Source organism: Streptomyces sp. NPDC039609 (assembly GCF_055596705.1).
In genome coordinates, this window is record NZ_JBVIUJ010000007.1 from 298,140 (window position 1) to 315,040 (window position 16,901).

The 16,901-nt window shown below is 69.4% G+C and carries 17 protein-coding genes, 1 tRNA gene and 2 pseudogenes; 8 read left to right on the forward strand and 12 right to left on the reverse strand.

Annotation, left to right across the window (positions count from 1 at the left end; genetic code table 11):
- Positions 1-106: 106 nt before the first annotated feature.
- Positions 107-1,375 carry an ATP-binding protein gene (locus tag ACZ561_RS22535; RefSeq protein ID WP_470997860.1) on the forward strand — a complete coding sequence of 423 codons (1,269 nt, stop codon included), beginning with the start codon at positions 107-109 and terminating at the stop codon, positions 1,373-1,375.
- 275 nt (positions 1,376-1,650) lie between these two features.
- On the opposite strand, the gene ACZ561_RS22540 is transcribed toward ACZ561_RS22535, so the two are convergent.
- The 3 genes from ACZ561_RS22540 to ACZ561_RS22550 form a co-directional block, all read right to left on the reverse strand.
- Positions 1,651-2,853, reverse strand: coding sequence for an NAD(P)/FAD-dependent oxidoreductase (locus ACZ561_RS22540; RefSeq protein ID WP_470997863.1), 1,203 nt, complete (start codon positions 2,851-2,853; stop codon positions 1,651-1,653).
- Positions 2,854-2,966: 113 nt separating this feature from the next.
- A complete protein-coding gene (gene sigJ, locus ACZ561_RS22545) occupies positions 2,967-3,911 on the reverse strand; it encodes an RNA polymerase sigma factor SigJ (RefSeq protein WP_470997866.1) in 945 nt (314 codons plus the stop codon).
- A gap of 601 nt (positions 3,912-4,512) precedes the next feature.
- Positions 4,513-5,427 carry a DUF1206 domain-containing protein gene (locus tag ACZ561_RS22550; RefSeq protein ID WP_470997868.1) on the reverse strand — a complete coding sequence of 305 codons (915 nt, stop codon included), beginning with the start codon at positions 5,425-5,427 and terminating at the stop codon, positions 4,513-4,515.
- Positions 5,428-5,944: 517 nt separating this feature from the next.
- Between ACZ561_RS22550 and ACZ561_RS22555 the strand changes: the two are divergent.
- Positions 5,945-6,253 (forward strand): annotated as a pseudogene (locus tag ACZ561_RS22555) (GNAT family N-acetyltransferase); the annotation flags it as partial.
- Between the two features lie 212 nt (positions 6,254-6,465).
- On the opposite strand, the gene ACZ561_RS22560 reads toward ACZ561_RS22555, so the two are convergent.
- Both ACZ561_RS22560 and ACZ561_RS22565 read right to left on the reverse strand, forming a co-directional pair.
- Entirely contained in the window at positions 6,466-6,804 is a 339-nt protein-coding gene (locus tag ACZ561_RS22560) for a MerR family transcriptional regulator (protein WP_361968811.1), read from the reverse strand.
- A gap of 972 nt (positions 6,805-7,776) precedes the next feature.
- Positions 7,777-8,421: a type III effector protein gene (locus ACZ561_RS22565; RefSeq protein ID WP_470997872.1), complete on the reverse strand. Its 645-nt coding sequence runs from the start codon at positions 8,419-8,421 to the stop codon at positions 7,777-7,779.
- 132 nt (positions 8,422-8,553) lie between these two features.
- Between ACZ561_RS22565 and ACZ561_RS22570 the strand changes: the two genes are divergently transcribed.
- The 4 genes from ACZ561_RS22570 to ACZ561_RS22585 all read left to right on the forward strand — a co-directional run bounded on the left by ACZ561_RS22570 (position 8,554) and on the right by ACZ561_RS22585 (position 10,574).
- Complete coding sequence (locus ACZ561_RS22570; protein WP_393488375.1) at positions 8,554-8,988, forward strand: Hsp20/alpha crystallin family protein; 435 nt, start codon at positions 8,554-8,556, stop codon at positions 8,986-8,988.
- A gap of 91 nt (positions 8,989-9,079) precedes the next feature.
- A complete protein-coding gene (locus ACZ561_RS22575; RefSeq protein ID WP_470997875.1) occupies positions 9,080-9,478 on the forward strand; it encodes a DUF2267 domain-containing protein in 399 nt (132 codons plus the stop codon).
- A 76-nt stretch (positions 9,479-9,554) separates the two neighbouring features.
- Positions 9,555-10,025, forward strand: coding sequence for a DUF2267 domain-containing protein (locus ACZ561_RS22580; protein ID WP_470832416.1), 471 nt, complete (start codon positions 9,555-9,557; stop codon positions 10,023-10,025).
- 189 nt (positions 10,026-10,214) lie between these two features.
- Entirely contained in the window at positions 10,215-10,574 is a 360-nt protein-coding gene (locus ACZ561_RS22585) for a hypothetical protein (RefSeq protein ID WP_361968801.1), read from the forward strand.
- Between the two features lie 115 nt (positions 10,575-10,689).
- Here ACZ561_RS22585 and ACZ561_RS22590 read toward each other — a convergent pair whose 3' ends face one another.
- The 6 genes and pseudogenes from ACZ561_RS22590 to ACZ561_RS22615 all read right to left on the reverse strand — a co-directional run bounded on the left by ACZ561_RS22590 (position 10,690) and on the right by ACZ561_RS22615 (position 15,007).
- Entirely contained in the window at positions 10,690-11,001 is a 312-nt protein-coding gene (locus ACZ561_RS22590; protein ID WP_470997879.1) for an SCO5918 family protein, read from the reverse strand.
- A gap of 48 nt (positions 11,002-11,049) precedes the next feature.
- Entirely contained in the window at positions 11,050-11,454 is a 405-nt protein-coding gene (locus tag ACZ561_RS22595; protein ID WP_470997882.1) for a CBS domain-containing protein, read from the reverse strand.
- Positions 11,455-11,500: 46 nt separating this feature from the next.
- Positions 11,501-13,012: a DEAD/DEAH box helicase gene (locus ACZ561_RS22600; protein WP_470997885.1), complete on the reverse strand. Its 1,512-nt coding sequence runs from the start codon at positions 13,010-13,012 to the stop codon at positions 11,501-11,503.
- A gap of 248 nt (positions 13,013-13,260) precedes the next feature.
- Entirely contained in the window at positions 13,261-13,464 is a 204-nt protein-coding gene (locus ACZ561_RS22605; RefSeq protein ID WP_030939356.1) for a cold-shock protein, read from the reverse strand.
- A 289-nt stretch (positions 13,465-13,753) separates the two neighbouring features.
- Positions 13,754-14,458: pseudogene (locus ACZ561_RS22610) on the reverse strand (NAD(P)/FAD-dependent oxidoreductase); the annotation flags it as partial.
- Between the two features lie 475 nt (positions 14,459-14,933).
- A tRNA-Gly gene (locus ACZ561_RS22615) sits at positions 14,934-15,007 on the reverse strand.
- Positions 15,008-15,412: 405 nt separating this feature from the next.
- On the opposite strand from ACZ561_RS22615, the gene dcd reads away from it, so the two are divergent.
- Positions 15,413-15,988 (forward strand): dCTP deaminase, encoded by a 576-nt coding sequence (gene dcd, locus ACZ561_RS22620; protein ID WP_017240230.1) that lies wholly within the window; start codon positions 15,413-15,415, stop codon positions 15,986-15,988.
- A 13-nt stretch (positions 15,989-16,001) separates the two neighbouring features.
- The gene (locus ACZ561_RS22625) at positions 16,002-16,499 is read left to right on the forward strand and encodes a phosphoribosyltransferase (protein ID WP_376434930.1); all 498 of its coding nucleotides are present in this window, start codon (positions 16,002-16,004) and stop codon (positions 16,497-16,499) included.
- Between the two features lie 95 nt (positions 16,500-16,594).
- Here the strand turns inward: ACZ561_RS22625 and ACZ561_RS22630 are convergent, their stop codons facing one another.
- On the reverse strand, positions 16,595-16,828 hold the full coding sequence (locus ACZ561_RS22630; protein ID WP_470997889.1) for a hypothetical protein: 234 nt from the start codon (positions 16,826-16,828) through the stop codon (positions 16,595-16,597).
- Between the last annotated feature and the right edge of the window lie 73 nt (positions 16,829-16,901).

The window sequence follows — 16,901 nt, forward strand, 5'->3', positions numbered from 1 at the left end:
GCACCGGCGTCGCCGTGGAGGTCCTGGACCACACCGTTCGCCCGGCGTGCGCGTCCCGCGCACATCGGCCGATGATGGGAGTACGGCCGAACACGCGGAGCTGACCATGACGGGTTGGCGTGTCAGGGACTACACCCAGGACGATCTCGAGGCGGTGCTCCGAGTCGACGCGGAGAGCGGCACGGCCGAGGAGCCACCTCTCTTTCCGCTGTCGGACGCCGTGGCGTCCCTCCAGGCCTCCCACCCGGCGGTGGTGGCCACCGCGGACGAGGAGGTGGTCGGTGCCGCGGTGAGCAGGGTGGAGGGTGACCGGGCGTGGATCCTGCGCATCAGCATGGCGCCTGCCTGGCGGCACCAGGGGCTGGGCAGCGACCTGATCACGGCCCTGGAGCACCGGCTGTTCGCCGGTGGCGTCCGAACGGTGCACGCGGTCCTGCCCGACGGAGAGACCGGTGCCACCGCCCTGCACAACTGCGGCTTCGGCGCCCGTCCCGGCCTGGTCTTCTTCGAGAAGCGCGGGCGAGTGACCCCGCAGGCGGTCAGCATGCTCGCGTCACTGGGAGCGGAGCTGCCGCCCGGCGGACTGTGGCAGAAGGTCGCGGGCATGCAGAGGGAGAAGGAGCTCATCGAGCGGCGCCTGGTCCTGCCGCTGGCCCATCCCGAAATGGCCGCGCAGCACGGAGTCGAGCTGCCGCGGGCGGTGATGCTGTTCGGGCCGCCCGGGACGGGGAAGAGCACGTTCGCGCACGCGATCGCCAGCCGTCTGGGATGGCCGTTCCTCGAACTGTTCCCCGCCCGGCTGGCCGCCGAGTACGGGCTGGCCAGCGGGCTGAACCGGCGCTTCGACGAGATCGCCCGGCTCGACCACGTCCTGGTCTTCATCGACGAGGTCGAGGAGATCGCGGGGACCCGGAGCGGTGCGGACGCGACCGCGGTCGGTGTCGTCAACGAACTGCTCAAGGCGATCGTCCGGTTCCGTGGCCAGGACGGGCGGCTGCTCGTCTGCGCCACGAACGACGTGACCACGCTCGACTCCGCGTTCCTGCGGCACGGCCGGTTCGACTACGTGCTGCCGATCGGCCCGCCCGACCACCGTGCGAGGACCGCGCTGTGGGAGAGCTACCTGACCCGAGCGGGCGCGGAGGCCGACAGCGCGGCACTGGCGTCCGCCAGCGAGGGGTTCACCCCTGCCGACGTCGCCCATGTGGCGCGCACCGTCTCCCAAGTCCAGTTCGAGCGCACCTTCGACACCGGAGCCCGGGCCCGCCCCACCACCGAGGACTACCTGCGCACGATCGGCGAAACCAGGCCCACGGTAAGCACCGCCATGGCTCAGGAACTCGTCCACCAGACCGAGAGGTTCGCCCGCATCTAGCCCCTTCACTCGACCGCCTCTTCCTCCTCGGCCTCCGTACGCCGGATTCCCTCGTAACTCGGCCGGTCGCCGAACCAGTGCAGCAGGAGGGCTCGTTCCGAGCCGGTGCCCAGTACGTAGTGCTGCGGCCCGAGGGCAGCGAAGAGGGCCCAGGTCGTTGACCTGGGCCCTCTGGCACGGGCTTCGCGGGGGAGTGACCGTGGCGGAACGGGACCGGCGCGCCTGCGATGCGGCGCACCACGTCTGCGGAAACCCGCAGTTCGGCCGTGACGAGGTCAGGCCGCTGCCTCCACCTGTGCACGGCTCGGAGTCTCCTGCCGTACGACGCGCCGGCGCCGGGTCGGCAGGCCCAGGGTCGGGTTGGCGGCGCCCCAGGCGGCGCCCTTGCAGATCAGTTCCTTGTAGCGGGCGGCCAGGCGGCCGGTCAGGGCGCGCTCGACCGCTTGGTCGTCGGCGGTGACGAACTGGATCAGGCCCTCCTTGCGGCCGAGGGAGATGCACTGCTGGGAGTAATGGATGTCGATGTGAGGGACCTTGGTGCCGGCGAGACGGGCGGCGATGGCGTCGGCGGCCTGCCAGGCCATGGGGACGCCCGAGGCGCACGACATGCGGAGGGGCTTGTCGCCCGGGCCCATCGCCATCGCCGCGTCGCCCACGGCGTACACGTCCGGGTGGGAGACCGAGCGCATCGTGGCGTCGACCACGATCTGGCCGCGGTCGGTGATCTCCAGAGCGGTGGCCCGGGCGATTGGGTGGACGGCGAAGCCGGTCGTCCAGACCGTGACATCGGCGGGGATGGTCCTGCCGTCGGCGGTCGTCACGCCGTCCGCCTCCACGGTGTTGACCGCGGCGTGTTCGTGGACCGTGATGCCGAGCTTGTCCACCACCTTGCGCAGGTGGGCGCGGCCCTTCTCCGAGAGCCAGTCGCCGAGGGCGCCGCTCGCGGCCAGGGCGACGTCGAGGTCGGGGCGGGCCTCGGCGATCTCGGTCGCGGCCTCCAGGCCCGTCAGGCCGCCGCCGACCACGATGACCGGCCGGCCGGCGTCCAGGGCGGCCAGGCGGTCACGGAGGCGGAGGGTGCCGGCGCGGCTGGAGACCTCGTCGGCGTGTTCGGCGGTGCCGGGGACGCCCCCGTCGTTCCAGCCGCTGCCGAGGGCGTAGACGAGGGTGTCGTACGCCAGTTCCTCCCGCCCGGGGCCGTTCGCGGTGGCGACCGCCACCGTCTTGCGGTCCACGTCCACGGCGGTGACCTTCGCGAGCTTCAGTTCCACGCCCGTGCCCGCGAACATCTCGCCGAACGGCCGGGGCCTGAGGTCCTGGCCGGCCGCGAGCTGGTGCAGTCGGACGCGCTCGACGAAGTCGGGTTCGGCGTTGACGAGGGTGATGGTGACGTCCTCGCGGTGCAGCCGCTTGGCGAGGCGGCCGGCGGCGATGGCACCGGTGTAGCCGGCTCCGAGGACGACGATGCGGTGCTGCATGTCCGTGCTCCTGTCTGGGCGGGGGCTGCCGTTGTCCGGCGTGGTCTCGCCCCTTGAACCGGACAGTCCCGCGTTTCCTGACAGGATCGGGATGTGACCCGCGTCACACTTCATCAGAGGGTGTGGAGAGGGCCCTCCCCGTGGTCCGCGGCGGCCCACTGCTCGGTCGCCCGGGCGAGCTTGTCGGGGTTGACCTGGCTGCGGACCGCGGCGATGCCCTCCGCGGTGACCTCCAGGCAGGTGATCCCGACGACCCGGCCGTCCACGACCGCCACGATGGCGGGCCCGCCGTTGGCGGTCGTGGCGTAGATGTCGGGCGCGCCGCCGACATGGGCCCGCTTGGCCGCGCTGGGCTTGAACAGGCCGCGCATGAACGTGGCGACCGCTCGCGCGCCCTCGAACGCCTTCGCGCGGGCCAGGACCTTCCCGCCGCCGTCGCCGACCGAGATTGCGTCCTGGGTGAGCAGGCGTACGAGGGGTTCGGTACGGCCGCTGGTCGCCGCGACCAGGAACTCCTCGACGATCTTCAGGGCGGCGGCCTCGTCGATCTCGGTGCGCGCCTTGCCGTCCGCGACGTGCTTCTTGGCCCGGTGGTAGACCTGCTGGCTGGCGGCCTCGGTGATCTCCAGGATCTCGGCGATCTCCCGGTGCGGGTAGTCGAAGGCCTCGCGCAGCACGTACACCGCCCGCTCGTTGGGCGACAGGCGCTCGAGCAGGACGAGGACGGCGTACGACACCGACTCGCGCTGCTCGGCGGTGTCGGCCGGGCCGAGCATCGGGTCCCCGGCGAGCAGCGGCTCGGGGAGCCACCTTCCCACGTACGTCTCGCGCCGGGCACGTGCCGAAGTGAGCATGTTGAGACACCAGTTGGTGAGGACCTTCGTCAACCAGGCCTCGGGCACCTCGATCCGCCGGACGTCGGCCGCCTGCCAGCGCAGGAACGTCTCCTGCACGGCATCCTCGGCCTCGCTCGCCGAGCCGAGCAGCCGGTAGGCAATGGCCTCCAGCCGGGGCCTGGCGGACTCGAACCGGTCCACGTCGCTCATGATCAGGGCCATACTCGCGATCCTAGGCGCCCCTGCGCTGGAACGGCAGGGAGCCGGCGCTCTCCGGTGAGCGGCGGATTCGCGCCTGTTGGGGTCAGGCGCTGATGTCAGGTGCGCGAACGTTCCCCCGGCCTCCACGCGTTGATCAACTCATGTCCACCTATCGTCAGGCGTCGACCGACGGCCGGGCCGTGCGCGGCGGGTGCCTTGATGAGGTAGGGAAACGGTCTGGGCAACACAAAAGCCCCGGGTCTGTGACCTGGGGCTTCGCTATGGAGCGGATGACGGGAATCGAACCCGCGCTATACGCTTGGGAATCACCGACGCTGACGCCGATCATATGGTGTCTGACCTGTGAAAACGCCCCTTCTCGCGGCTCCCTTCGGTGATCCGGCGATACCCGTGTTGACTACTGTTCACCGTTCCGAAGGGCATGGATGGGGCACGGTGCCAGGGGGCACGGCCGCAGAGCCGAGGTGCCTACGTGGAAGCGCGCTCGGCGTCGGCGTCGATGCTCCGGAGGCGGTGGAGCCCGTGAACGTCAACTGCCCGGGCGGGTGAGACGGACCATGGCGGAGATGAACGGCCCACGCCGCCGGACGAGTTCCCCTGGCTAGGACGCACTGGGGCGTGTCCCCGAGCCCGCAGACCCGGCCGGCTGTTCAGCCGTAGTGTCGTGCGCAGCGGCTTTGCGCCAGCGGGCTTCGCAGAACGAGTAGAGGCCGAACAGCACGAGACCCACAGCGGCGGCGATCAACAGGGCAGGCCCCGCGGGCGTGGCGGCGAACGAACGCAACGTCTCGTCCAGGCCCTTCGCCTGGCTGGGGTCGTACCGCACCGCGGCCAACAGGACGGACAGGCCGGCCCCTGCCGCGACCACGCCGCATGCCACGCCGCCGGCGATGCCCAGTATTGCGACGACCCGCCGCGTCGCCGGGCGCATCTCTTCCGTCCGGAGATTCTGCTCGAACTTCCGCATCAGGCTGCGCACCAGTATCACCGCGCCCACGACGATCAGGACGGCCCCGAACACGCCGACGATCACCCGGCCGCCCGGCCAGTCCAGCACCCTGGCGGTGTACTCCTTCGACGTCTCGTCACCGGGGCGGCCCCCGGCGGATCCGCCGACCAGGGCCGTCTGCGCTACGCCGATACAGATCACCGTGTAGAACACCGCCATCCCCAAGGAGCCCAGACGCCGGCTCCACTTGTCGCCGCCCTCCACTGTCTGTCCGAACGCCGCCTCGGCCAGTCGCCACAGCGCCATCGCAGCCAGCCCCACCACCAGCGCCCACAGCAGAGCCCGGCCGAACGGCTGCTCGCCGAGGGTCCCCACCGCGCCGGACCGGTCGGCCTCCTGGCCGCTGTCGCTGCCGAGGCCGATCCGCACGGCCAGAATCCCCACCAGTACGTAGATCACCCCCCGGGCACAGAGCCCGACCCTGGACGCGACCTCCACCGCACGACTGTCGGCCACACGCCGCCCCCGCGACTTGGGCTGAGCTGCACTGTCCTGACTGCGCTCCATGCCTGGCACCTCCATGGGCCGGACCCCACTGAACAGTGAACCGTCGGCCGGGGCGGGCGCCGCAGGCCAGAGCTGGTGTCCGACGGCGTCCCTGGCGCGCCCGCAGTTTGCGGACCGCGGTGCCACGCCGGCCGATGCGGCGGCCAGGACCGGGAATCCGAGGCTGACGGGCATGACGCCATCCCCAGGTCTGTTCCCTGTCTCTCCACGTTAGGGCTGTCCCATCCCGGAAGTCACATCCAGATGCGGACCCGCCCTGCGCACAGGGACCCGGAGTTACTCCGGGAGATCGGGGTACGTCCATGAGTGTCCTCGACGCCGCCCTGCGGGGCGGCGGCTACGTGGCCGGCTTCGCTCTCCTGCGGACCGTCGGGATCATCCTGGGTGTCGGCCTTCGCCTTCGAGAGCAGCGAGCTGTCACCAAGGCCGGGACACCGACCCGACCCCCCTTGGGGTATCCGGCAAGCGCCCCTGGACCTCTGCAGTCGAAGGTTGTAGTTCCGGCCGTTGGAGGAGGGACAGCCCTGCCGTGGTGGAACTCGGCTACCGGTTGAACCAGGCGGCATGGGGACGCGGTTACGCCACCGAGGGGTCCCAGGCCCTGGTCCACAAGGGGTTCACGGACCTGGAGGTCGAGCGGGTCACCGCCAACACCATGGCCGTCAACACCCGATCCCGTCGCGTCATGGAAAAGTCGGGCCTGTCCTTCATTCGGAACTTCACCGGAGACTGGCCGGAGCAGATCGAGGGCTCCGAGCACGGTGAAGTCGAGTACAAACTCTCCCGGACCGAGTGGGAGCAGTCTCGACAGGCGTCGACGGCCTGACGCGCGACTCCGGACATGAGTTCTCGGCCCGGCGCCGACAGTGCTGACTGACGCGCAACGTGCTCCGCGCAGGCCGCGTATATGGCATCGACCAGGCCACTCGTAGTGCTGACATGGGGGCGGACCTCGCGCGGGCTTCTGCTCGTGAGTAATCCGCCGCCAATCCTTCTGGTTGCACCCGCCGGTCGGTTTCGACGGCGAGCGGACTCACCTCAGGCCGAGTCCGGCGGCGCGTCGGATGTGGCGTCGCGGCGGTATTCGGCGTTGATGCGCTGGGCCTCTTCGAGCTGGTCTTCGAGGACGATGATGCGGCAGGCGGCCTCGATGGGGGTGCCCTGGTCGACCAGTTCGCGGGCGCGGGCGGCGATGCGCAGCTGGTAGCGGGAGTAGCGGCGGTGGCCGCCTTCCGAGCGCAGCGGGGTGATGAGGCGGGCTTCGCCGATGGCGCGGAGGAATCCTTGTGTGGTGCCGAGCATTTCGGCGGCCCTGCCCATGGTGTAGGCGGGGTAATCGTCGTCGTCGAGACGGCCGTACGAGTCATCTGCTGTCATTTGCACCTCTCTGGGAAACGCATGGAGGGGCCCTGGTGCCGTACTGGCACCAGGGCCCCGAAGGAACTACTACACCACCTGCCGGCCCTGATACTGCGCCGGCGTTCTGTGTCCGCGGACCCGACTTGACTGCTGTCGGGGGCGCGGGGATCGCGTTTGCTTGACCGGAGACCACCTCACTATCGATGTCCTGCGGTACCCGGGTTCAGGACTTCCGCCCGGGCGATCCTGATGGCGCGGGTTCCTCCGTTCTTCCTCGGTGATCAACTACTTACTACGGGGTACTGCGTACTGCGGGTACTGATCCACTGCGGGTACTGCTGGTGATGCGAACCGCTCAGTGGCCTGTGACAGCGCCACTCTTCGGCAGCCAGCCCCGTTGCCCGTCCTGCGTCTTCTCTGGCTTGGAACCCCACTGCCGAACTTCCCGGTGCGCGCGTCCGCAGCCGACGCCTTCACCAGGGGTACTGCTCACTCTTCACTGCTGGGTACTGCGCACTGCACTCACGGGTACCACACCTGCCATGACCGCGGTCCCGCTGCGGCGGCCCCTGATCACTGCGGGCCACCCGGTCCGGCCGCCAGTCCCGTCGCCGTCCTGCAACATCCCTGGCTTCGGAACTCCACCGCCGTACCGTCCTGCGAACTGCAACCACCTGTACTGCTGGTACCGCTTGCCCGACAGTTCATCATCTGCCGGGCCTGCTGTCTCTCTGGGCTACGAGAGAAACCATAGCCACGCCACCGCACAATGTCTACTCCGGCCGACATAGATTTTCGCGTGTCCAGTGGACAGGTAATCGACCCCGAACGGTGACGCGAAGGATCGCGGAGCGGTCACCGCCGGGATACCCACGGCATATCCGGGCACACGCCACGGACAGGCAGTTCTGTGAGGTGTCCTCCGGGGGAGGCAGGTCGGGCGGTGGCGGGGCTCGCGATGGGCGAGGAGGACCGCTGCGAGGTTCCGGGTCAGGGCTGTGGGGTGTGGGAGCGGCGTTGGTCGCTTTCGTCGCGGAGGTCTTCGGTGCGGCGGGTCAGGTCGTCGACGCGCTTGGCCAGGTCGGGTTGGAGAGGGGTCAGGTGGGCGTGGGTGCGTGCGAGTGGTTCGAGGAGCAGGGTGGGGTCGCTGTGCGCGAGGGCCGCGGAGAGGTCGGCCTGTGTGTCTGTGGGCAGGGTGTCGAGGGCGGTGATCTGTCCGGCGAGTTGGCGCAGGTCGGCGGCGTTCGATCGGGCCCAGGCCGTGATGGTGCGGTCGGCGGCGCGGCGGTCGCGGATGGTCTGGACGCGTTGTTCTCCGGTGGTGCCGGGGTTGCCCGGGCGTACGCGGAGGTAGCGCCGTTCGGCGGCCTGTCGGCTGGTGACGCCGAGGGGGTGGGCGAGATCGGCCCAGCTGGCGCCGGCGTCGCGGGCGGCCTCGATGAAGCCGGGCTCCCATGCGGCGAGCTCTTCGCGCAGCTCACGCAGGAGGAGGAGGGCGGCGAGTGCTTCCTCCGAGGAGCCGTGAGGTGCCGTGTCGGGGGTGGTCGCGGACCGGGCTGCCCGTACCGCTTCGTCGATCGCGGCCAGGGCGGCGAGCGCCGCGGGAAAGGTGACCGGTCGGTCGGCTCCTGTCACAGGATCACGCCCTCTTCGTCATGTCGTCCATCCGTTGACATTCAGCTTGTCGTCGTTCGGATGACATGCTATAACGGAGGCAGATGAAGCGCATTGGCAGTCACTGCCTGATCCCACTGGAGGTGTTTCGCGATGTTGATGCGCACCGACCCGTTCCGCGAACTCGACCGTCTCGCCCAGCAGATGCTGGGTACGACCGGCACCTGGTCACGGCCTTCCGCGGTGCCGATGGACGCCTACCGTGAGGGTGACGTCTACGTCATCGCCCTCGACCTGCCCGGCGTCGCGCCGGACGCGATCGACATCGACGTCGAGCGGAACATGCTGACGGTCAAGGCCGAGCGCCGCCCCGTCGCGAAGGCCGACGACGTGCAGATGGAGCTGTCCGAGCGGCCCCTCGGCGTCTTCTCCCGGCAGCTGATGCTGGCCGACACCCTCGATACCGAGAAGATCACGGCCGACTACGAGGCGGGCGTGCTCACGCTTCGCATCCCGATCGCCGAGCGTGCCAAGCCCCGCAAGATCACCATCGGCCGGGGCGACGACCGCAGGCAGATCAGCGGCTGAACCGCAGGAAAGACCGGGAGCGGAGGGCGGAAGCCTTTCCCCCTCCTCCGTCCTCCGCTCCCCGCATCCATGTGTGCGCAAGGGGGTCGTGATGAGACTGCGATGGCAGAGCTTCCTCGACAAGGTCCAAGAGCGCGGCGACTACAGCTCGTCACAGGAGGCCGAACGCGCCGCCCGCACCGTGCTGGCGCTGCTCGGCGCCCATCTGGTCGGCGATGTGCGGGCCGCACTCGCTGCCCGCCTGCCGGAGACCTTCGCCCTGGTGCTCCTCAACCCGCTCCAGGCCGCTGAGCCCCTCTCACCGGAACGCTTCGTACGCGCGACGGCCGCCTGGATCGAAGGAGCCACCGAACGGACAGCGGCCTGGGACGTCAGCGCCGTCCTCAGCGTCGCCGCCGACGCGGCCGGCGAGGAGCTGACCGCCCGGATACTCCTGCAGCTCCCACCCGGCTATGACCTCCTCTTCGGCCGGCCGCACCACCCCCGGTGAGCCGGCAACCCCTGAAACGTGTTCGCTCCCCCGGTCCCAGGGGCCGGGCCCGAAGAGAACGGCGATCTCCACCGGCATGACTCTTCAGACCGAGACCACGACAACAGCCGCTCACGGCAGCATCACCAGCGCGGCGCCCTACTCCCAGATGCTCGAGCGTGTGCGCTACGAGGGCGCCTACCCCACCCTCGAACGCGCCGACGAAGCCGTGCGGTCAGTGCTCGCCGCTCTGGGGCGACAGCTCGTCGGTGACGAACGCGTCGACCTCGCCGCACGCCTCCCCGGTGAGGCCGCCCTCGTCCTCACCGCCCAGGTCCCCGCCGTCACACCCCTCACCGGGTGGGAGTTCGTCAAGGACCTCGCCCAGCGCACGGGCAGCACACCCGCCGGCGCCCGCTGGAACATCGGCGCCGTCCTCGCCGCCGTATCCCAACTCGCCGGACCCGAACTCCTCGACCGCATCATCAACCAACTCCCCTCCGGCTACGCCCTCCTCTTCGGCAAAGCCGAACTCCACCAACCCCGGCACAGAACCACCTCCTTCTGAACCGTCCCCCGCATGTGCACCCCGACCTCAACGGCGCCACCGGAGCTTCGGCCGGCACATGGTCAACCGGTCGCCATAGCGACCTCGGTCACGCGGCGTGCCTCTGGTGGGAAGACGGTGACGGCGCTTCTCGCCCAGTGGCACGACCGGTTGGGGGGAGGGGACGACCCGTGAATAGGATCTGCTCTCATGTCGAAGCTTGACGAGCTGCTCGTTGACATTGCCACGCTGGTGGAGTCCGGGCAGAGCAATCAGATGTCCCTGACGGTGGTCACCGGTGGAGCTGTCATCACCGGCCGACTGGCGCCCGAAGCGGTATGGAGGCAGCGGGTCTCGGAGGTCCTGGCGGACTCCGCCCGCCTGGGAGAGTTCTCCGCCGCCTTCACCGCTACGACACGGAGGGACGGACCGCCCGCGTATCTGCACTTCCACATGGCGCGGATTCTTCAGGGCACGGTGGGGATCCCGGAGACGGGCGGGATGTACCGCATCTCGATCGCGAATGTCAGCGCCTGGACCATGGGCGACTTCAGCTACTCCGATCACTGACTTCGCGCCCTTAGAGAAGCCAATACACCGATACGCGAGAGGGCCCGACCGGCGGGTGCCGGTCGGGCCCTCTCGGCTGCCCGAGTGTCAGCTCACGTTCGCCCGTGGGTCACGGTCAGGCCGCTGCCGGGGCGCCGAGCATCGCGGAGGCGTGCTGGAGGGGGTTGAGGCCGCGGGCGGGCGCGGTGTTCTGGGGAAGGCCGCGACAGGTGAAGCCGAGCTTGGTCATGGCGCGGAGGACTTCACCGGCAGTGAAGTCGCGGCGGTCCTGGTGTGTGATGGCCTGGCCGACCTGCTTGACGGGGTAGGTACGGCGGCCGATGATCACGGACTCGCCGACGACCTCCTCGGGCTTGACGCCCCGCATGGTCTCCAGGACGCCGCTCTTGGTGAGGTCGAACGGGAAGCGGGCGATGACACAGCGCACGATGCCTCACAGGGAGGGAAGGGGATGGTTCCGCCGTGGTGAGGCGGTTCACGCGAGGACGAGGACGGGCGCGGGGGCGCCCTGGGCGTCGTCCTGCTCGCCCACGACGGACGGGGTGACGATCCGGGGACGTACCGCCCGTCCGATCGTCAAGGCGGTGGCCGAGGTGAGCGGCCCGCCGTCGCCGGAGAGGTCGCGCAGCTGGAGCCGGTCCGTGTAGGCGGCGCTGTCGCGGACGGCGGTGAGCTGGGTCCGGGTGACCAGGCCGGTGCACTGACCGTCGTTGTCGCAGACGAGCAAGTGCCCGGTGCGGGCCCCGGCCATGACGGACAGGGCCACCTCGACGGTCATGTCGTCGCAGACGTGTGGTCCGGCCGGGTCCACGGCCTCGACCACCGTCCCGGGTGCGAGGGTGGCATGCGTCGAGCAGTGCTGCATCTGGACCGGCGTCACAACGTGCCTCCTGCGGAGATGGGTCAGCTTCCGGATCACGTGGCGCTCAGGCTGCCGCGCCGACAACGGAACGCCGGCCGCCGGCGCGCCGGGCGGCCGAGGCGGGGCCGCGCCGGCCGCGGGAGGTCGTGCCGCGCTTGCGCTGTTCGGCGGGCGGCGCGGTGATCGTCACGGGGATCCCGGAGGGGGTCCGCGCGCCGGTGATCCGGGTGAGTGCCTCCTCGCCGGAGCGGACCTGGGTGGTCTCGGGCACGATGCCGGCGGCGGCCATGAGGCGGTTCATGTCGCGGCGCTGGTTGGCGGTGACCAGGGTGACGACGCTGCCGGACTCGCCGGCCCGCGCGGTACGGCCGCCGCGGTGGAGGTAGTCCTTGTGGTCGGTCGGCGGGTCGACGTTGACGACGAGGTCGAGGTTGTCGACGTGGATGCCGCGCGCCGCGACGTTCGTGGCGACGAGGACGGTGACGTGCCCGGTCTTGAACCGGGCGAGGGTGCGGGTGCGCTGCGGCTGGGTCTTCCCGCCGTGCAGGGCGGCGGCCCGGACACCGCAGCCGAGGAGGTCCTCGGTGAGTCGGTCCACGGCGTGCTTGGTGTCCAGGAACATGATCACCCGGCCGTCGCGCGCCGCGATCTCCGTCGTCAGCCGCTGCTTGTCGGCGCCGTGCACGTGCAGGACGTGGTGCTCCATCGTGGTGACCGCGCCCTGGGAGGGGTCCACGGAGTGGACGACGGGGTCGGTGAGGTAGCGGCGGACCAGGAGGTCGACGTTGCGGTCCAGGGTCGCGGAGAACAGCATGCGCTGGCCCTCGGGGCGGACCTGGTTCAGGAGCGCGGTGACCTGCGGCATGAAGCCCATGTCGGCCATCTGGTCGGCCTCGTCCAGGACGGTGATCGCGACCTGGTTCATCCGGCAGTCGCCGCGGTCGATGAGGTCCTTGAGGCGGCCGGGAGTGGCCACGACGACCTCGACGCCGCTCCGCAGCGCGTTCGCCTGCCGGCCGATCGGCATGCCGCCGACGACGGTGGCCAGGCGCAGCTTCACGGCGCGGGCGTAGGGGGTGAGGGCGTCCGTGACCTGCTGCGCGAGTTCCCGGGTGGGGACCAGGACGAGCGCGAGCGGCTGACGGGACTCGGCGAGCTGTCCGGCGGTGCGGGCCAGCAGGGCCAGGCCGAAGGCGAGGGTCTTGCCGGAGCCGGTCCGGCCGCGGCCGAGGACGTCGCGGCCCGCCAGGGAGTTCGGCAGTGTCGCCCCCTGGATCGGGAACGGCACGGACACGCCCTGAGCCGTGAGGGCGGCCAGCAGGGTCTTCGGCATGTCGAGATCGGCGAACGCCTCGACGGCGGGCAGCGCCGGAGTGATCGTCTTCGGCAGGGCGAACTCCCCTTGCACCGGGGCGGGCCGCCGGCCGGAACCGCCCGACCGGCTCGGACCTCCCGAAGGGCTCGGCGCGGACGAACCGAAGCGACCTCCCCGGCCCGTTCCGGCGGAGGAGCCGTACGTGTGGCCGCCGTTGCGGCGGGTGCGGGAGGAACGGCTGTTCGTGCGTGTGGGGTTCATTCAGAACCTTCCTTTGATACGGCGCGTATCGAGGAATTCCCGCGCGGAGAAGCAGCGTGGGTAATCACAGGCACGGGCCGAATGAAATGCGAAGCAGGCGGCTTGGCTCAGGACGAGAAATTGTCGGCACAAGCGGGCGTGAAAGAAGTATGAGAGACGCAGGTGCGTGTGAGGACCCTGCGAAATGCATGCAGCTGGGGCCCGCACCCCGAGGGATGCGGGCCCCAGCTACGTATTACGCGTCAGCGTCAGGCGGGAACGATGTTCTCGGCCGTCGGGCCCTTCTGGCCCTGCGCGATGTCGAAGGAGACCTTCTGGCCCTCCTGGAGCTCGCGGAAGCCCTGGGCGGCGATGTTCGAGTAGTGGGCGAACACGTCAGGACCGCCACCGTCCTGCTCGATGAAGCCGAAACCCTTTTCCGCGTTGAACCACTTCACGGTGCCAGTAGCCATGTCATATCTCCTTGGGGCAGTACGCCGGCGTCCGTACCGTACGGACGCCGTGTCGCCGCGATGATGCCCTGCCCGGAAAATGACCGGAAAAAGCGCTTCCGTGCGGCGCGTGACCGGCCGGAGGCGCTTGAAGCTTTTTGGGTACCAAAACTGCAACTGAGTTCGACAGTAGCACGGTCACCGTAGTCCGTGTGCGTCGAATATTTCGCCCCGTGTGTCGCTGGCAAAAATCCTCTCCGCGATGGTCGTTAAAATCTCAGGCCGCGAACACAGGTATTCATTCAGAGCGTCAGACGGTGACCGACGCGGCGCCCGTGTGCGCCAGTGCTGCCAGGTGGCGTTCGGTGCCCGGTGCTGCTTGGCAGCCGCTGGCGGCGGCGGTGATGGCTTGGCGGTAGGTGTGGTCGACGACGTCGCCGGCGGCGAAGACGCCGGGGAGGTTCGTGTGGATGGAGGGGGCCTCGACCTGGATGTAGCCCTCGCCGTCGAGGTCGACCTGGTCGGTGAAGAGTTCGGTGCGCGGGTCGTGGCCGATGGTGATGAACAGGCCGGTGGCGTCGAGGTCGCGGGTCTTGCCGGTGAAGGTGTCGCGCAGGGTGACGCCGGCGAGCATGCCGTTCTCGGACTTGATCTCGGCGATCTCGTTGTCGAAGGCGAAGGAGATCTTGTCGTCGGCGAACGCGCGGCTCTGCATGGCCTTGGAGGCGCGCAGGGTGGAGCGGCGGTGGACGACGGTGACGGAGCGGGCGAAGCGGGTGAGGAAGGTGGCTTCCTCCATGGCGGTGTCGCCGCCGCCGACCACGACGATGTCGCGGTCGCGGAAGAAGAAGCCGTCGCAGGTGGCGCACCACGAGACGCCCCGGCCGGACGGTTCGTCCTCACGCGGGAGTCCGAGCTTTCGGTAGCCGGAGCCCGTCGCGATGATCACGGCCTTGGCGCGGTGGACCGTGCCCTCGCTGTCGGTGACTTCCTGCGGCTCGTGACCGACCTCAACACCCGCACGGACGGGGCCGCGACCGGAACGGGGGACCGGTCGCGGCCCCGCGCCGTGCTTCCCGCCAGGGCCTCGCGTGCGTGGCGGGCGAAATCGCGGTGATGCGGGAGCGGGTGGCGCGCTCGAAGGCGCGGTCCGTTCGAGGTCGGTCCTCACGGAGTTAGGTGCGGTGAGCGGCAGCAGATCCAGTACTCCACCGAGCGCGGCCAGTTGGTCCTTGGGTCACGTGGTCGTTTCCGCGGGTGAGGTGATCGGGGCGCGCTCGGTTGCAGCGGTGGCCTGGTGCCACGGGTTGCTCGGCTGGGCGGTCTCCGGCTCGGTTCCCGAGTCGTCGAGGCGCTGGCGGATCTTGGGCAGGGAGAGCGTCGGTCAGGATCGGGGCCTCGGGCGCGGCCATGAGGGGCGTTATGGCACGCGAGTCCGGAAAGGTCTGGACAACACAAAAGCCCCGGGTCTCTGACCTGGGGCTTTGTTATGGAGCGGATGACGGGAATCGAACCCGCGCTATAAGCTTGGGAAGCTCATGTTCTACCATTAAACTACATCCGCGCGACGGTCCGAAGATCGGTACCGCAGACTCGGACACTGTACCCCATCCCGAAGTCGAGGCGTACGAGCCGTACCCGGCCCTGACGGAGTGCCGCCTGGAGTGGTGTCCCGTTGATCCCCTAATGTGGCTGTCTCGTCCACCACTTGTCGGGGAAGGGACTTGATGGGTTCGATGGAGCGCACCGTCGTTCGTTGTGCCGAGGGGCATGTGTTCAGTACCGCTTCGTTCCCGCTGCAGCAGCTCGGTGCCGGGCGGATCGGGCCGGGGCGGCTCATTCGGTGTCCACGCTGTGCGCGGCTGCGGCACGCGGTTCCCGTGGAGCTCGAGCGGCGCTGAGGTCCGAAGGACGGGCGCGGAGTCTTCCCGATTGGGGCAGGTCCGCGCCCTCTGCGTATCGTGGGGGCGTGCTTCTCTCAGACAAGGACATCCGGGCCGAGATCGATGCCGGACGGGTGCGCATCGACCCGTACGACGAATCCATGGTGCAGCCCTCGAGCATCGACGTGAGGCTTGACCGCTTCTTCCGGGTGTTCGAGAACCACCGCTACCCCCACATCGACCCCGCCGTCGAGCAGCTCGACCTGACCCGTGAGGTCGAGCCCGAGGGTGACGAGGCGTTCATCCTCCACCCCGGTGAGTTCGTGCTCGCCTCGACCTACGAGGTCATCACGCTGCCGGACGACATCGCGTCCAGGCTCGAGGGGAAGAGCTCGCTCGGGCGGCTCGGGCTGGTCACCCACTCCACCGCCGGGTTCATCGACCCCGGCTTCTCCGGGCACGTGACCCTGGAGCTGTCGAACCTCGCCACCCTGCCGATCAAGCTGTGGCCGGGGATGAAGATCGGGCAGCTGTGCATGTTCCGGCTGAGCTCACCCGCCGAGTTCCCGTACGGCAGCGAGCGGTACGGCTCGCGCTACCAGGGGCAGCGGGGGCCGACGGCCTCGCGTTCCTTCATGAACTTCCATCGGACCCAGGTGTGAGGCGGCGGCCGGCATGAGTGAAGTACGCGAGAACCTGACCTACGAGGGCTTCGGGCGCGCGATCCGCGAGCTCGCGCAGACGATCGCCGACGACGGCTACGAGCCCGACGTCGTGCTCTCCATCGCCCGCGGCGGCGTCTTCGTCGCCGGTGGTCTGGCCTACGCCCTGGACTGCAAGAACATCCACCTCGTGAACGTGGAGTTCTACACCGGCGTGGGGACGACCCTGGAGATGCCGGTCATGCTGGCGCCGGTCCCGAACGCCATCGACTTCAGCGACAAGAAGGTGCTCATCGCCGACGACGTCGCCGACACCGGCAAGACGCTGAAGCTCGTCCACGACTTCTGCGTCGACCATGTCGCCGAGGTCCGCTCCGCCGTCATCTACGAGAAGTCGCACTCCCTCGTGAAGTGCGAGTACGTGTGGAAGAAGACCGACGAGTGGATCAACTTCCCGTGGTCCGTCGAACCGCCCGTGGTGAGGCGTGAGGGCCAGGTCCTCGACGCCTGACGACGGTACGAGCGGCCTGACGGTACGAGCACCGATGACGCATGGGGCGACCCGCGAGGAATTCCGCGGGTCGCCCCATTCGTGGGACGGAGAGGTCAGTCCCAGACGTACAGGCCCCAGCCGGCGGACTCGCGGAGACAGTAGTAGGACGAGTAGCCGTGGCGAACGTAGTAGGCGCCGCCACCCTGGCACTGCGCCTCGGAGCTGTAGTGCGTGATGAAGTGCATCGACGTGGGAGCGGCGGAAGCAGTGCTCGACACGGCTCCCCTCATTCCGAAAGCGGCCAGCGCGGCCGAGAACACCGCGATGCGCGAAAGCTTGCCAGGCATGAAACTCCTCGAACGAGTTGAGAATGAGTCCATGCGGTGGAGCGCTGCCGATCTTTGTTGGCGTGACGATGAC

Excerpts from the sequence above, each read along its gene's own strand:
- ACZ561_RS22535 (WP_470997860.1), top strand. The coding sequence starts at position 107 with ATGACGGGTTGGCGTGTCAGGGACTACACCCAGGACGATCTCGAGGCG.
- ACZ561_RS22540 (WP_470997863.1), bottom strand. The coding sequence starts at position 2,853 with ATGCAGCACCGCATCGTCGTCCTCGGAGCCGGCTACACCGGTGCCATC.
- sigJ (WP_470997866.1), bottom strand. The coding sequence starts at position 3,911 with ATGGCCCTGATCATGAGCGACGTGGACCGGTTCGAGTCCGCCAGGCCC.
- ACZ561_RS22550 (WP_470997868.1), bottom strand. The coding sequence starts at position 5,427 with ATGGAGCGCAGTCAGGACAGTGCAGCTCAGCCCAAGTCGCGGGGGCGG.
- ACZ561_RS22560 (WP_361968811.1), bottom strand. The coding sequence starts at position 6,804 with ATGACAGCAGATGACTCGTACGGCCGTCTCGACGACGACGATTACCCC.
- ACZ561_RS22570 (WP_393488375.1), top strand. The coding sequence starts at position 8,554 with ATGTTGATGCGCACCGACCCGTTCCGCGAACTCGACCGTCTCGCCCAG.
- ACZ561_RS22575 (WP_470997875.1), top strand. The coding sequence starts at position 9,080 with ATGAGACTGCGATGGCAGAGCTTCCTCGACAAGGTCCAAGAGCGCGGC.
- ACZ561_RS22580 (WP_470832416.1), top strand. The coding sequence starts at position 9,555 with ATGACTCTTCAGACCGAGACCACGACAACAGCCGCTCACGGCAGCATC.
- ACZ561_RS22585 (WP_361968801.1), top strand. The coding sequence starts at position 10,215 with ATGTCGAAGCTTGACGAGCTGCTCGTTGACATTGCCACGCTGGTGGAG.
- ACZ561_RS22600 (WP_470997885.1), bottom strand. The coding sequence starts at position 13,012 with ATGAACCCCACACGCACGAACAGCCGTTCCTCCCGCACCCGCCGCAAC.
- ACZ561_RS22605 (WP_030939356.1), bottom strand. The coding sequence starts at position 13,464 with ATGGCTACTGGCACCGTGAAGTGGTTCAACGCGGAAAAGGGTTTCGGC.
- ACZ561_RS22625 (WP_376434930.1), top strand. The coding sequence starts at position 16,002 with ATGAGTGAAGTACGCGAGAACCTGACCTACGAGGGCTTCGGGCGCGCG.
- ACZ561_RS22630 (WP_470997889.1), bottom strand. The coding sequence starts at position 16,828 with ATGCCTGGCAAGCTTTCGCGCATCGCGGTGTTCTCGGCCGCGCTGGCC.